This window comes from Negativibacillus massiliensis (assembly GCF_900148495.1).
Taxonomy (GTDB): domain Bacteria; phylum Bacillota; class Clostridia; order Oscillospirales; family Ruminococcaceae; genus Negativibacillus; species Negativibacillus massiliensis.
Genome location: NZ_FTRU01000008.1, coordinates 922742 through 938378, shown reverse-complemented (window position 1 = coordinate 938378; position 15637 = coordinate 922742). Strand labels below are relative to the sequence as shown.

The window sequence follows — 15637 nt, the reverse complement described above, 5'->3', positions numbered from 1 at the left end:
TCCTCTTGGATATCTCCTCAGGGGGAAGTATCCCCCACAGTCACTTCGTGACGTTCCCCCTCTGATACACCAAACTTTCCTGATATCACTGGTTTTTGGATTTCCGGAAATTCCTCCAGCGGAGAGATGTTTTTCATTTAAAACATTGCCCTAAAGCGCTTGATAGGTAATGATATCCACATCGATCTGGGTGGTCAGGCTGCCCAGATGGTGCAGACGTTCGGTGCTTTCCACCGAGGATTTGTAGTAGTACGGCGTCATGGTGAACAGATTGTCGATGTCCTGCTGGTTTGGCAGCGTGATGGTGGTATGTACCTTCTCCTTGCCGACCATCTTAAAGCCCTCATACTCATGATCGACCTTTTCGTTCTCGTACGGCTCGTCGTAGATTGCCTGCTTTAACTCCCACAAGTGCATGGTCGAGGTGACCGCAAACACCAAAATGCCGCCCCGTTTGAGTACCCGTCGGTATTCTTCCATGCAGACCGGCGCAAAAAGATTGGTTACCACATGGCAGGAATGATCCTTTACCGGAAGGTCGAAGATGCTTGCAACTCCATACTGAACGTGTCCTGCAATATCATGGTCAGACTTTGCAGCTTTAGCAGCGGCATCCACCGCAAATTTGGAAATATCCAGTCCGGTGACCGCAAATTCTGCACCAGAACGGGAAAATTCTGCTGTCAGGCGGTTGGTGTAGTATCCTTCGCCGCAGCCGGCATCCAGAATCTGAAGGGCAGTTCCCTTCTTGCAGTGCTCCAGCACCTGGTGATTGAGCAGATCGCTGACCGGCTGATAGTAGCCTTTGGAGAGAAATTCCTTTCTTGCGCGAACCATCTGTTTATTATCGCCCGGAATTTTCGAGCGCATCTGATTTGCCGGCAGCAGGTGCAGATAGCCGGACGCGGAAAGGTCAAAGCTATGCCCATGTTTACAGCAAAAACTCTGTCCGTTTGGCTCCAGTCTGCTCTTACAGATGGGACAGATCAAAATTCCCATGATGTCTCCTCCTCTTTTCCCTTTTGCTGTTTGATCCTTTTATATTGTTATTGTACCACATTGTTTACGACAAGTGGGATACTAAATTTTTTGCTCTTTCTGTTTTTATTATATCGCAGAATGAAAAATAACTATGGCATCGCCTTTTTGATGGTGTCCGACTTTAAGATCGCCATGGTGAGCGTGCGGGTGCCGTTTTTGCCAAAAAAGACGGTGAATACCCCCTTCTTGCGGTCAACGCCGACCACCTGTCCCCGACCAAAATTCTTGTGCTCGATCATCAGCCCCGGATAAAGCCGGATATTGCCGACATCTGCTTCCCCGGAAGAATCCTTCTGAGGGTCTTCCAGCAGACGGGAGAAAAAGCGGGACGGCAGCGCCGGATTGTTGCCCGAATAGTTTGCATACGGCAAAACCAGCACCTTTTTGGCACGGGTGCAGGCAACATAGAAAAGCCGCGCTTCCTCCTCCATCTCCTCCTCCTGACCGGTCTTGTACTTTTCGATCGCACTGTGACAGGGAAAAACGTCATCGATGCAGTCGAGCAGGATGACCGTATCAAATTCCAGCCCCTTCGCCGAGTGAACGGTGGTCAGGGTCAGTCTGGAATCGGTGCGCTGGGTGTGCTGGGCAATCACCTCGTCCAGCTCGTCGATGCGGTCCAGAAACTGCTCGACGGTGCTGACCCGCGAGGCAAGGCTTGTCAGGATGCCAAGTTTCTGTGCCTGCATCGAATAGGCGTTGCCGCTTGAAAATTCCAGATAGTCCAGATATCCCAGCTGGTGCAGGATGGTGTCCATCGCCTTTGCCGGATGCATCTGACGAAGGCGCGCAATCATGGCGCTGACATAGCGGATGCGTCCGGTGTTCTGATTTTCCTCGCACAGGTCGATGACGCGGTCAAAGTAGGTTTCCCCATTAAGCAGCGGTGCCCGGGAAATCTGCTCGAGCATCGAGCGGCGAATGCGTCCGGAAGTCTTATAGCAGATGCGGGAAAACGCCTCGAAATCGCTTGGGTCAAAGCTCAGCGCAAAAAAGGCGATGACATCCAGCACGACATAGTTCTGTTTAAATCGCGCCTTGTGTTCCCGAATATAAAAATCGACGTCGTTTCGCTCCAGAATATCCACCATCGGGATGGCGGACAGGTTGTTGCGGTATAGGATGGCGGTGGTGCCAGGCTCTTTGAGGTAGGCATCGATTGCCGCATGATACTGGTCGGAAAAGTCGTGCAAGACTTTTAGCTCAATCGGACTTCCCTGCTCGTTTTTGGTAAACATCTGCTTTTCAAAGCGCTGTTTGTTCAGAGCAATAAAGCGGTTTGCGTGGGAGACGATCTCCTTTGTGCTGCGGAAGTTTTCTTCCATTTTAAGTACCGTCGCATTGGGAAAGCGTTTTGGAAACTCCAACAGATTTTCCGGACACGCGCCGCGGAAGCGATAGATGCTCTGATCCTCATCCCCCACCAGAAAAAGGTTCTGGGTCTGGCGGGTCAACAGATAAAGAATGGCGTACTGTAATTTGGAGGTGTCCTGCGCTTCATCCACGCACAGATAGCGGAAGGTCTGCTGGTAATGGCTTAGGATTTCGGGATATTTGCGGAAGATGGTGAGGGTGTAGCTGAGCATATCGTCAAAATCCATCCAGCCGTTCTGGCGTTTGATCTGACTGTACTGGCGGTAGATCTCCCAGAGGTGTTTGATCTGGGTCTCGATGCACTTTCCTTCCTTCACATCCTCCTCCCGCAGCATGGCATTTTTGATAAAGCTTAAGTTGGACAGCAGTTCCTCTTCCAGATCCTCGGTCAAAAACTCACCGGCAATCTGCCCATAAAGCTCGCGCAGGATGAGGGTGCGGTCGCGGGATTCGATAAGGCTTGGAGCGGTGCCGCCGGTAAGCCTGCAGTAGGAACCCAGCACCCGATAGCAGAACGCATGGATGGTGCTGAAAGACGGAATCTCCCGATGATATTTTTCGGAAAGCGAAGAAAAGAGCGCCTCATATCTGCGGCGCATATCCACAGCGCCCGCCTTGGAAAAGGTGATGGTCAGAATCGCGCCCGGGTCGATCTGATGATGGAAGATCATATTGGCGATGCGCGCGACCATAACGGTGGTTTTTCCGGCGCCGGGAACCGCCAACAGAAGAACAGGCCCCTCAATGGTTTGAGCGGCCTGCAACTGCTGCGGGGTCAATGAGACGTTCGCAGTCTCTTTAAGGTAATCGAAGATATTGATATTCATTGGTTTCATCTTACTTTACAGATTGGTGGTTTTCTAAAAAGGGATAGAGAAAATACGGCTTTCTTGTGCTTATAACAAAGTTTCTTCAAGCTTTTGGTTTTGTGGGCTCGTGCCGCCCACACTGGCACATCCTTTTTTTACGAAGAAAGGATACAAAGTCTCCTCGTCTATTACGAAGCCTCCAGTGATAAAAAGGGGGCGCGTGACCGCACTGCGGTTACTGCGGGGGCATAGCCCCCAGGGATATCTAAGGGGTGTCCCCTTAGACACGCCTTTCGTATCTTTCCTCGTGAAAGGAAAGATACCGCGGTGTGGAGCGCGCAGCTCCACGAAGAGGAGATTTGCTGAAACTTAAGTTTAGGGTAGTGTGTCAGACATTCTGTTTTTTCCCTCAACGAAAAGGTTTCCTAAAGCTTTTCGTTTTGTGGGCTCGTGCCGCCCACACTGGCACTGACTTTTCTTTTACGAGAAAAGTCAGCAAAAGCGTATCCAAGAGGAGGTGTCCTCTTGGATATCTCCTCAGGGACAATTAAATTTGCAAAAATCTTTCGAAGAATGGAACGTTAGTTCCATTCTTGGGGGCAATGACACAAAACTTGGTTTTCACAGAATCTAAAACATTGCCCTTCCCCCACAGTCACTTCGTGACGTTCCCCCTCCGTTTATCACGAAAGTTTGGTGCATCACTGGGGGAATCGAGGGGTGCAGGGGCGGGAAGCTACCCTGCAAAAAGAATAAGTTTGCTGAAACTTAAGTTAAGGGTAGTTTGTAAGGTGTTTTAGCTTTTCCCTTCCGGTAAAAACACCTATTCCTCTTCCCTGCTCTTTTGGAGCTTGTAGGCGTTGCGCTGCTCTTCGGTTTCCGGCTGCTGACCGTCCAGATCGCAGACCTCCACTACCGAGTGCGGCGCTTTGGAGCTTTCGTGATACTTCACCTTCTGGAAAATTGGATTTTCCTGAGAAGCAAAGTCCGGTGTCTGGGTCACCATTCCCTTTTTGCCCAGCAGGTATTCGGCGATGTTGCGGATGAGCGCATAGATCACCGCAAAGGTCGGTACACCGATGAGCATGCCGACAAAGCCAAACATTCCGCCAAAGAAGGTAACTGCAAAGATAACCCAGAATGCGGAAAGACCGGTGGAATCACCCAGAATCTTTGGACCGATGATGTTGCCGTCCAGCTGCTGGAGAATCAGTACAAAGACCGCAAAGATCAAAGATTTGATCGGATCGGCGATCATGATGATGAAGATGCTTGGGATAGCACCGATAAATGGACCGAAGTACGGGATAACGTTGGTAACACCAACAATGAAGCTGACCAGCACCGCATACGGCATGCTCAGTGCGCTGCATCCGATAAAGCACAGCACACCGATGATGGCGGAGTCCAGAATCTTACCGGAGATAAATCCGCAGAAGATAGCGTTGCTGTCGTGGGTCAGGTTTAACACACCCTGGGTAAATCTTCTTGGGAAAAAGGCAAACATCAGCTTTTTAACCTGCGCATAGAATACCTCTTTGGAAAGCAGCAGGTAGATGGCGATGATGATGCCGACGATGACATTGATCAATCCGCTGGTGAACTTCATCACGCCGCCGAACAGGTTTGGCAGCACCTGGGTCAGGAAGGTATAGCTTCTGGCAGCCAGCTTCTGCAGCGCCAGTGCCGGGTCGGTGGTGTCGATGCCGAAGATGGAGATGATGGTCGCGAACACATCGTTAGAGCCATACTCCTCAATAAAGTCGATGAGCATCTGCTGTGCCTGCGGCAGGAAGGCATAAATCGAACGGGCAAGGCTGTCCACGCTTTCGATCAGCTGCGGGATAAGGATGGCGAGAAAAACTGCGACCACTGCTGCTGCAAACAAAAACGAAACCAGGACACCCAGTCGGCGTTGTCCGCGCCGGGAAAGCTTATCCCGGAAAATCTTAGGGAACACCTTACGTTCCAGCCAGTTCAGAATCGGGTTGAGAATATAAGCCAGCGCCGCGCCGTAGATAAACGGCATCATCAGGTTAAACACCATACCCAGCACGCGGCTGACGGTGGTATGTTCATTGATCAGATAAAAAAAGGTGATGGATGCGGCGATTACCAAAAACGCATAGACAGCGATGGTCGTATATTTCTTATTGAAATCAAGTTTCACGCGGACATTCTCCTTTTCTTCTTTGGGCAAGATGACCCAAACTTCTCTTTTTTTCTTTCTTTTTAAGGGTGATGCTGGGGTATCTCTTTCTTTTTTTATGGAAAAAGTTAGTGCGATGTGGGATGCAACATTTCGCGGGGAATTTACGAAAACGAAAGTTTTAGCGGTATAACAGGGAGTTTTGGTTTCTTCCTCGAAACAAAGCTGCATCAAGATTTTCGTTTTGTGGGCTCATGCCGCCCACACTGGCACATCCTTTCTTTTTACGAAGAAAGGATGCAAAGACGTATCCAAGAGGAAGTGTCCTCTTGGATATCTCCTCGGGGGGAAGTATCCCCCGCAGTAACCGCAAGCGGTCACGCTCCCCCTCTGTTTATTAGGAAGGTTTGCTGAATCTTCAGTTCGAAGTAAAATGTCAAATCTCTCGCTTCTTCCTCGAAACAAAGCTGCATCAAACTTTTGGTTTTGTGGGCTCATGCCGCCCACACTGGCACTGACTTTTCTTTTACGAGAAAAGTCAGCAAAAGCGTATCCAAGAGGAAGTGTCCTCTTGGATATCTCCTCAGGGACAATCAAATTTGCAAAAATCTTTCGCTTTTCCTCAAATTGGGTTCTGACCCCGTTTAAGATTATTCGTCCTCCGAGAGCAGCAGCCACTCTTCCCCGAACTCCTCGTTCTGGTTTTTCAGCTCCTCGATCTTCTGGCAAATCTCCTCCACCTGCTGATAGTCCGCCGCAATCGCCGGGTCGGACATCTTCGCGGTCAGCTCTTCGATGGTCGCTTCGTTTTCCTCGATGGTCTTTTCCAAGAAGGCAATGCGTTTTCGCTGCGCTGCCTGTTTTGCGCGGTCAGCCTTGGTCTTGTAGAACTTCTGCGAAGCCTGTTTTTTCTCCTCGCTCACTTCCACCTTCTTGACCTGCGGCTCGATCTTGTGCTCCAGATAATAGTCATATCTGCCGTTGTAGGTCTCGTAGCCGTCTGCACTCATCTCGATGATCTTAGTCGGGATGCGGTTGAGCAGGTAACGGTCGTGCGATACCATGATGATGGTTCCGTCAAAGCGTTCCAGCGCGTCCTCGAGCATCTCCTTGCTGCCGATGTCCAGATGGTTGGTCGGCTCGTCGAGGATGAGCACATTGCCGCGCTCGAGCATCATTACCGCAAAGGCAACCTTGGCGCGCTCGCCGCCCGACAGACTGCCGACCAGCTTGTACACGTCATCGCCGGAAAGCAGCACCCTGCCCAAAATGTTTCGCACTTCCACCTCGTACATATTTGGGAAGCGGTCCCAGATCTCGTTGATGGCGGTCTTTTCCGGGTGGAGCTGGCGGTTTTCCTGCTCGTAGTAGGTGGTCTTGACCTTCTGTCCCCATTCAAAGCTGCCTTCCTCCAGCGGAATCAGCTCCTGAATTGCCTTGAGCAGAGAGGATTTTCCCACACCGTTCGGGCCGATGATGGCGATTTTCTCTCCGCGCATCATGTCCAGACGCATATTGCGGCAGAGAACTTTGCGGTTCTCCCCTTCCCCGACCGCGATGCTCATGTTTTCGCCGTGGAATACATCCTTGACCGGCGGTTCGTCATACTCAAACGAGAACGCAGCCTTCTTCTCCCAGATGACCGGCTTTTCGATGCGGTCCATCCGTTCGAGGGCGGCAAGGCGGGATTTCGCACTTTTGGAGGTGGAGGCGCGGGCAATGTTCTTTGCTACAAATTCCTCCATCGACTTGATCTGTTCCTGCTGCTGTTCGTACTCCTTGAGCTGGCGTTCAACGCGCTCCTTCTTCTGTACGACGTAGGAAGAATAGTTTCCGCGGTAGGTTGTGAGCACGGTACGCTCCAGCTCCCAGATGTGGTCGACCAGACGGTTTAAGAAATAACGGTCATGCGATACAACAAGCAATGCGCCCTTGTAGGAAGAAAGGTAATCTTCCAACCAGCCTAAGGTCTTAAAGTCCAGATGGTTGGTCGGCTCGTCGAGGATGAGCAGATCCGGTTCCATCAGCAGAAGGCGCGCAGTTGCAAGGCGGGTCTTTTCGCCGCCGGAGAGGTTGTCGGTGATGATGTTGCGGTCATAGTTGCCAAAACCCATACCGCCCAAGATGGTGTTGATCTTGACCTCTATCTGATAGCCGTCGCGCGCTTCAAAGCGGGCAAGCTTTTTCTGGTATTCTGTCGACACCGCTTCATAGGCAGCCGGGTCATCGTGCACCTGCGCCATCTTTTTTTGCAGGGCGTCGATCTCATCTCGAAGTGCCAGCAGGTCGGCAAACACCGCCTCCATCTCCTGCTGGATGGTTTTTCCGTTTGCAAGACCGCTGTTCTGCTTAAGGTAGCCGATAACCTTGCCGTTTGTGCGGCCGATCGTGCCTTCCTCATAGTCGAGTGCGCCAGTCAGCACATTCAGGAGGGTTGTTTTTCCCTCACCGTTTGCGCCGACCAGACCGATGCGGTCCTTTTCATTGATTGCGGCGCAGACATCCCGCAGGATACAGTCGGCGCCGTAATATTTAAATACATGATCCAGTGATACAATCATAGCAGTCTCCGTGAAAAGTAAAGTTTACATGTAGAAAGTGGTTTTACACAGCAAAGCTTTGATATTTTCTGCTGGCTTTGATCTGCTGCCGCAAGGTTTTGATGGGAAGGCGGCAAAATCACTTTCCTATATATATTAACACATCTGTGAAACTCTCTCAATATCTAATTTCACAAGAAAAGAAAAAAGAGAGTGTTATCCACTCTCTTTTAAAATCTGATTCTGTTTTGGTGCAGTAAAAATGTTTTGTGTTTTGCCTCAAAACAAAGTTTCAGCAAATCTCCCTTTCGTGGAGCTGCGCGCTCCACACCGCGGTATCTTTCCTTTCACGAGGAAAGATACGAAAGGCGTGTCTAAGGGGCTTCCCCTTAGATATCCCCTGGGGGCTATGCCCCCGCAGTAACCGCAAGCGGTCACGCTCCCCCCCTTTTTTATCGCTCAAAGTTTCGTGACAAACGAGGAGATATCCAAGAGGACACCTCCTCTTGGATACGCTTTTGCTGACTTTTCTCGTAAAAGAAAAGTCAGTGCCAGTGTGGGCGGCACGAGCCCACGAAACCAAAAGTTTGATGAATCTTACTATTACAAGGAAGTAAAACACTTATATACTCTACCCTAAACTCAAGTTTCAGCAAACTTGTTCATTTTGCAGGGTGGCTCCCCGCCCCCTGCACCCCGGGGATACTTTCTGTAAAAGAAAAAGTTAAACTTCGTTTAACTACCAAAGACACACCAAAAACTTTCTGGTTTTTGGATTTCCCGTAATCCCATCATCGGAGAATCGAGCTTGTCGAGATTCTCAGGGGCAATGACTGCAAAGTTTGTTTTCCAGTAAAACTAAAACATTGCCCTGCCCCCTCTCGACTTCCCCAGTGATACCACGGTAGTTTTGTGATAGATGAGGGACTTCGTAACCCCACAGATAGAAACTGCACACTGACAGGACTTTATCCGTACTGTCTCCTTCTCAGAGGGGGATGTCACCAAAGGTGACAGGGGGAGTAAATCTTTTTAGATTACCTCTGTTGCGTGACGGGTTACATGACAACCCAGATTTACTGCAACCGGTAAGGTGGAAACGTGGGTCGGATAGGAAATGATGTTAACTGCCAGCGCAGTAACGGTACCACCCATGTTCTCCGGACCGATGCCCAGACGGTTTACACGGTTTAAGATCTCGCTTTCCATGTCGGTGTAGTAAAGCTTCTTGTTGTAGGTGAACAGGTCGCGGCATAATGCCTTCTTTGCAAGCAGGGTGCACATCTCGGTGTTGCCGCCGATGCCGACACCGATAATCAGCGGTGTGCAGGATTTGCCCTTGTTCTCCTGAACGCAGTTTACAACGTAGGAAATGATCTCCTCGCGGGTTGCACTTGGACGGAACATCTTCAGAGAGCTTGCGTTCTCGCTGCCTGCACCCTGTGGGATAACAGTCAGAGTGATGCTGTTGCCCGGTACCAGTCTGGTGTGAATGATAGCAGGGGTGTTGTCCTCGGAATTCTGGCGGTTGAGCGGATCATTAACCACCGATTTGCGCAGGTTTCCGTCACGGTATGCCTGACGAACACCTTCATTTACGGCATCCTCAAACAGCTCGCCTACAATGTGGACATCCTGACCGATCTCAGCAAATACAACTACCATGCCGGTGTCCTGACAGATCGGAAGGCTTGTGTGCTGGGACATCTTGTAGTTTTCGATGATAGAATGGATCGCGCGCTTTCCGTTTGGCGAGATCTCATAATCTAAAGCGGTGTCCAAAGTCAGTTTAATGTCCGAAGGCAGAAATTTGTTTGCACGAAGGCAGAGATTTTTCACCGTACGGGTGATGGTTTCGCTGGTAACAGTTCTCATAGAGTTTACCTCCTTACTATTTTGCCGTTTACCACAACAAGTTCCGGCTTGGCTGCGATGGTTAATGGGTCACAGTCTGGGGCAAAGACAGCAAAGTCAGCGTCCTTGCCGGTTTTGAGCGAGCCGACGCGGTCCGAGATGCCGACGATCTCGGCAGGATAGATGGTGATGGCAGCCAGTGCCTGTATCGGGTCCATTCCCTCGCGCACCGCCATTCCCGCACAGATTGGCAAGAGCCCGATCGGCATAACGTTGTAGTCGGTGCAGATGGCGGTCTTGACCCCGTGCTGATTTAAGATGCCAGGGTTTTTGTCGGTCGCGTTTCTCAGCTCCGGTTTGGAGCGGGTGGTCATCAGCGGCCCTGTGATGACCTGTGCTTTTTCTTCTGCGAGGTCCTCTGCAATCAGGTGTCCCTCGGTGCAGTGAACCAGAACATAGTCAAGAGAAAATTCCTTTGCGATGCGGATGGCGGTGAAGATGTCGTCGGCGCGGTGGCAGTGAAAATGCGCCTTGAGCTCACCGGTGAGCACCGGAACAAGTGCATCACATTTTGCATCAAAATCCGGCGGATCGGTGTCCTCATCCTCCTGTGCCTTGCAGCAGTCATCGTAGTAGCGCTGTGTTTTCTGGAGCTGCTCGCGGATGAGTGCGGCGGTCGCCATACGGGTCATCGGGGTTTCGGATTTATCGTTATAGCAGTTTTTCGGATTCTCGCCCAGTGCAAACTTCATGGCAACCGGCTGTTTTAAAATCATGCGGTCGACATTTCTGCCGCTTGTTTTGATGGCAGCAAACTGTCCGCCGATTGCGTTGGCGCTTCCCGGACCGGTGACCACGGTGGTAACAGCGGCATCGAGCGCCTCATCGAAGCTCTGATTCAGAGGGTTGATCGCGTCGATTCCGCGCAGGTGCGGGGTGACAGGATCGGTGATCTCATTGAGGTCGTCCCCTTCAAAGTTCAGTCCTTCCTCGGCAAGTCCCATATGGCAGTGGGCATCGATAAAGCCCGGATACACTTTTTTGCCGGCAAGGTCGATGACCTCCTCGTTGTCCGGGTTCGGACACTGGGACATCGGACCCATGGCAGAGATTTTCTGTCCCGAAACCTGCAAAAAGCCATCAGGAATGCAGACAAATTCCCCTGCGGGAGCAGTCTGATCCGGCTGCACAGGCTCCATGGTGACCAGATGAGCATGAATAAAGAGCATGATAACCTCCAAGACGAATAAAATTTATCCCTATTATACAACAAAATTAGACTTTTGCAAAGAGCAGCGCAATGCACAGAGGCTTGTTTTTTATCAAAATAAAACTTTTCTTAGGTTTTGCTGACTTTCCCAATGATATCACGGCAGTTTCGTGATAGATGAGGGGGAGCGTCACGAAGTGACTGTGGGGGATACTTCCCCCTGAGGAGATATCCAAGAGGACACCTCCTCTTGGATACGCTTTTGCTGACTTTTCTCGTAAAAGAAAAGTCAGTGCCAGTGTGGGCGGCATGAGCCCACAAAACCGAAAGTTCGATGAGTCTTACTGTTATGCAAGCAAATAAAGTACTTGTACACACTGTCCCAAACTTAAGTTTCAGCAAACCTTCCCTTCGTGGAGCTCCGCGCTCCACACCGCGGTATCTTTCCTTTCACGAGGAAAGATACGAAAGGCGTGTCTAAGGGGCTTCCCCTTAGATATCCCCTGGGGGCTATGCCCCCGCAGTAACCGCAAGCGGTCACGCTCCCCCCTTTTCGCTGAAAGTTTCTGCACAAATGCGCAGGAGTGGGCGGCACAAGCCCACATCAGCAAAGTATCAGGTTTGATGAGACTTCCGTTCGAGGAAGAGAATATGATAAATTCTCCCCCCTACTTTTTGTGGTGCAGCGCCGGCTGCTGCCACTTTCCGTAACGGTACATCAGGAAGGCAAAAACGCAGATCAAAAAGTTGCTGGAGGTCATCGAGATCCATACTCCTAAGCTGCCAATGTCGGTGAAGGTCTTGAATAATAAGATCATCGGCAGACGCATGCCCCACAAACGGCCGACCTCCATCGCCATCGAGTATTTGGTGTGTCCGCTTCCCTGAAATAATCCCTGAAAAGTGAAGAACATTCCCATCAATGGAGCTGACCACGCCATGATCTGCAAAAATTCCAGCGCCTGACGGATGGTCTCCGGTTCGTCCTTGGTCGGCAGGAAAAAGTCGATCAGCGGATAACGGAAGAAGAACAGGAACAGTGCAACAAAGCTTCCGCCGATCAGCACGATGCGCGATACTTTGAAAAAGGCCTCCTTGGCACGCTGAAGGTTGTTCGCACCGATATTCTGTCCCACAATGGCGGTCAGCGAACCCGCAACGCTGCTGAACGGCTGGTTTACCAGATCAAAGATCTTGTTTACCATACCAAATGCAGCCATGGTCGCAGTGCCGTAGGAAACGATGAAGGAGTTTAATACGATGAATCCAAACGAGGAACCGGACTGTCCGATGATGGATGGGAGCGCAACCTTCATGCAGCGGGAGATGCGCTCCTTGTCAAAGCGGAAATGATGGAAGTCCAGCGAGATGACGCCGTGATTTCTCCACAGAACATAGGCTCCGGCAAGCGCCATCGTCACCTTGGAAAGAACGGTCGCCAGTGCGGCACCCTCCACATCCATGTGGAAGACAAAGATGAACAGCGGGTCGAGCACCATGTTCATCAGCGCACTGACACCGGAGATGAGCGTCGGGGTCAGGGTGTTGCCCTGCGCGTTCATGATCGCATTAAAAATGTAGTAGAAGAACATGAACGGGGTGTCCAGAAACTGGATATGCAGATAGGCGGCGCTGTATTCCATCATATCTCCCTGCGCGCCCATCAGGCGGACAAAGGGTTCGCTCAGTGCCGAGCCGATCAGTCCAAACACGATACCGCTGAGCACCGCAACGGCAGTCAGCTGGGTGGCATAACGGTTGGCCTCTTCCCTTTCGTCCGCGCCCAGATGCTGGGACATCAGCGAGATGCCCGCGATGGAAAGCCCCATTCCCACCGCGATGAACAGTGAGTTGATCGGCCAGACGAAGGATACCGCAGCCAGCTCATCCGAGCCCACCCTGCCCAGCCAGAGGCTGTCCACCAGGTTATACAGCGTCTGGATAAAGTTGTTGACCATAATTGGGAGGGAAAGCCGCAGAATGGTGCGGTACAGATTTCCCTCCAGAAGATTTCCTCTTGCCATAAAATTTCCTCCCCAAAATCTTACTCACAGTAAGATTAAATCTGGAAATTCATTATAGCATACTTTAGCGCAAAAAACTATCACCAGACGAAAAGATATCAGGGCAATGTTTTAGTTTTTCTGGAAAACAAACTTTGCTGTCATTGCCCTAAAGATTTTGTAATGCTATTTATCCTCTTGTTTATCACAACGTTACCGGTAAAAAAGAGGGGGAACGTCACGAAGTGACTGTGGGGGATACTTCCCCCTGAGGAGATATCCAAGAGGACACCTCCTCTTGGATACGCTTTTGCTGACTTTTCTCGTAAAAGAAAAGTCAGTGCCAGTGTGGGCGGCATGAGCCCACAAAACGAAAAGGTTGACGAATTCTTTTTGTTGAGGAAAAAAACAAAACGTCTGACATACTACCTAAACTTAAGTTTCAGCAAACCTCTCATTTGTGGAGCTCCGCGCTCCACACCGCGGTATCTTTCCTTTCACGAGGAAAGATACGAAAGGCGTGTCTAAGGGGACACCCCTTAGATATCCCTGGGGGCTGTGCCCCCGCAGTAACCGCAAGCGGTCACGCTCCCCCCCTATGTCTATCACGAAAGTTTGGTGCATCACTGGGGGAATCGAAGGGGGACCTCCCCCTTCTGCTGGAAATCCAAAAACCAGGAGGTTTTTGGTGAATCTTTGACTACTTTCTTTTCACAAGAAAGTAGTCCCGGGGTGCAGGGGCGGGGAGCCACCCTGCAAAACGAACAAGTTTGCAGAAACTTGAGTTTGGGACAGCCCACAAAACATTGCCCTTCCCCTTCTCAGCTTTCCCAGCGGAGAATCGAGCTTGTCGAGATTCTCAGGGGCAATGACACAAAACTCTGTTTTCGTAGAATCTGTAACATTGCCCTTCCCCCTCACATCACCCCGCGCCCCGAACTGATGTACTCCTGAATCGCCGCAAAGTCAAGGCTCGACTCGCTGCCAAAGCTCCCCTCACCGCTGCTAAACCTCTGTGCCGATGCCGCAAAATCCCCCGAAACCTTCCCCTGCTCCCTGCGGCACTGGCAGTCCTCTTCAAACTGTTCGGGCGTGGTGATGCCCTTAGCAAGGCAGTGATCCAGCACCGTTTGCAGATACCGCCAGCTCTTTGCACCATATAGGGCGGAATATTCAATCACCGCGTGCATCAGCTTGGAAGAAATCCCCCTGTTTTGCAGATAATCGCTCAACTGACTTATTACAGCAACCGAAATACTTCCGATATTCTGCTCATAACAGGATAAAATTTCTTCGCGCTCGTCCACGACCACAACATCACCGTCATCCGGTTTTCTTTGTTGTTGTTTGCTTTTATTTTCTTTTGTTTTATTTTCTTTCCTTTTCTTTGTGTCATTTTTTAAAAAGTTATCCCCGTTTCCTTCACAGAAACCCTCGTTTTGCGGTGGGATATCGCCGCTACTACTGCCGCATTGGATAAAAGACAAGGTCTGTTCCGGCGGAAGAATCCAGTATCGTTTGTGCACACCGACCTCCCGCTGGCTGCCGCGGCTCTTGACCGCAAGCTGATACCGGCTCTGGATCGAGGCGGAGGTCAGCACCTTTTCCGACTCGAACAGCTCCCGGTCAAACAGCGAGCGCTCGAGCAAAAACTGTAGGATCATCCCCGCCTTTTCCGGGTCGATGCCAAGCTCGGCAGAGATAATGTAGTCAAAATCATCGTCGGTTTGCAGATAGTAGCCGTGCTCGCGGTAAATCTCGCACAGCAGATAAAGATAATAGGTCACGCCCTGTGCGCCGAATCTGCCCATCAGCGCCTTGATCTTGCGGTTGGAAAAGAAATCCACGTCCAGTGGGAAATAGTCCAGTCCTTCTTTTTGCGGTCTTGCCATGTTGCATCCTCCTTTTCTGGGGTCAAGATGACCTTTCACCCATACCCGCAGACGGGGGCTTTGTTGCGCACAAAGATGCAACTTTTGCTCTGTTTTTTAAAATTTTCTAGAAAAAACGGCAGAAGATGATTCTCCTGCCGTTTTGTGATAGAGCCTTTTGTGGAAGGGATGTTTTTTAGTACAGGCTCTTGATGATTTCTACGCATTTGTCGATTCCCAGTGTGCCGCTGTTGAGTGTCAGGTCGTAGTTTTGCGCGTGACCCCACTTCATGTCGGTGTAAAAGCGGTGATAGGCGGCGCGGCGTTTGTCCTTGTCCTTCAGACGCTGTTCGGGGGATTTTTCCCGCTCGCCGTATACCTCCACGATTCGCTTTGCCCGATAGGACAGATCTGCGTGGATGAACACCCGCAGACAGTCTGCCTTGTCCCGCAGGATGTAGTCGGCGCACCGTCCGACAATCACGCAGGGACCTTTTTCTGCCAGCTGACCGATCAGCTTGTACTGCATCTCCCAGAGATAGTCGGCGTTGCTGGGACCGGAAGCCGGGTGAGAAAATGCCGCTGCCAGAAATCCGCCCGGCGCATATTCTCCGGTCTCCTGAATGTAGCTCTGCTCAAATCCGCTCTCTTTGGCGATCTCCTGCAGGATTTCGTTGTCGTAGCACGGGATGCCCAGCTGTTCGGCAACCGCTTTGCCGATGGTTCGTCCGCCGCTTCCAAACTCACGGCTGATGGTGATGACTCTGTTTTTCATGTTGTTTCCCT

General features: G+C 50.9%; 10 protein-coding genes. All 10 read right to left on the bottom strand.

Annotated elements, in window-relative coordinates; all coding sequences use genetic code 11:
• Positions 1–150 precede the first annotated feature (150 nt).
• Positions 151–999, bottom strand: coding sequence for a putative RNA methyltransferase (locus BQ5375_RS10375; protein ID WP_022132985.1), 849 nt, complete (start codon positions 997–999; stop codon positions 151–153).
• Positions 1000–1130: 131 nt separating this feature from the next.
• On the bottom strand, positions 1131–3242 hold the full coding sequence (locus BQ5375_RS10370; RefSeq protein ID WP_076917866.1) for an ATP-dependent helicase: 2112 nt from the start codon (positions 3240–3242) through the stop codon (positions 1131–1133).
• Positions 3243–4047: 805 nt separating this feature from the next.
• Positions 4048–5394 carry an AI-2E family transporter gene (locus BQ5375_RS10365; protein ID WP_159438035.1) on the bottom strand — a complete coding sequence of 449 codons (1347 nt, stop codon included), beginning with the start codon at positions 5392–5394 and terminating at the stop codon, positions 4048–4050.
• A gap of 231 nt (positions 5395–5625) precedes the next feature.
• Positions 5626–6051, bottom strand: a complete 426-nt coding sequence (locus tag BQ5375_RS10360) for a hypothetical protein (protein WP_076917864.1) — start codon at positions 6049–6051, stop codon at positions 5626–5628.
• Positions 6024–7934, bottom strand: coding sequence for an ABC-F family ATP-binding cassette domain-containing protein (locus BQ5375_RS10355; RefSeq protein WP_022131905.1), 1911 nt, complete (start codon positions 7932–7934; stop codon positions 6024–6026). Before BQ5375_RS10355 ends, BQ5375_RS10360 begins: the two co-directional genes overlap by 28 nt.
• 1011 nt (positions 7935–8945) lie before the next feature.
• On the bottom strand, positions 8946–9788 hold the full coding sequence (locus BQ5375_RS10350; RefSeq protein ID WP_076917863.1) for a fumarate hydratase: 843 nt from the start codon (positions 9786–9788) through the stop codon (positions 8946–8948).
• A gap of 5 nt (positions 9789–9793) precedes the next feature.
• Positions 9794–10996, bottom strand: a complete 1203-nt coding sequence (locus BQ5375_RS10345) for an amidohydrolase (protein WP_076917862.1) — start codon at positions 10994–10996, stop codon at positions 9794–9796.
• Positions 10997–11645: 649 nt separating this feature from the next.
• Positions 11646–13001, bottom strand: coding sequence for an MATE family efflux transporter (locus BQ5375_RS10340; RefSeq protein ID WP_076917861.1), 1356 nt, complete (start codon positions 12999–13001; stop codon positions 11646–11648).
• An 896-nt stretch (positions 13002–13897) separates the two neighbouring features.
• On the bottom strand, positions 13898–14872 hold the full coding sequence (locus BQ5375_RS10335) for a Lin1244/Lin1753 domain-containing protein (protein WP_076917860.1): 975 nt from the start codon (positions 14870–14872) through the stop codon (positions 13898–13900).
• Between the two features lie 175 nt (positions 14873–15047).
• Positions 15048–15626 carry a cytidylate kinase-like family protein gene (locus BQ5375_RS10330; RefSeq protein ID WP_076917859.1) on the bottom strand — a complete coding sequence of 193 codons (579 nt, stop codon included), beginning with the start codon at positions 15624–15626 and terminating at the stop codon, positions 15048–15050.
• Positions 15627–15637 lie beyond the last annotated feature (11 nt).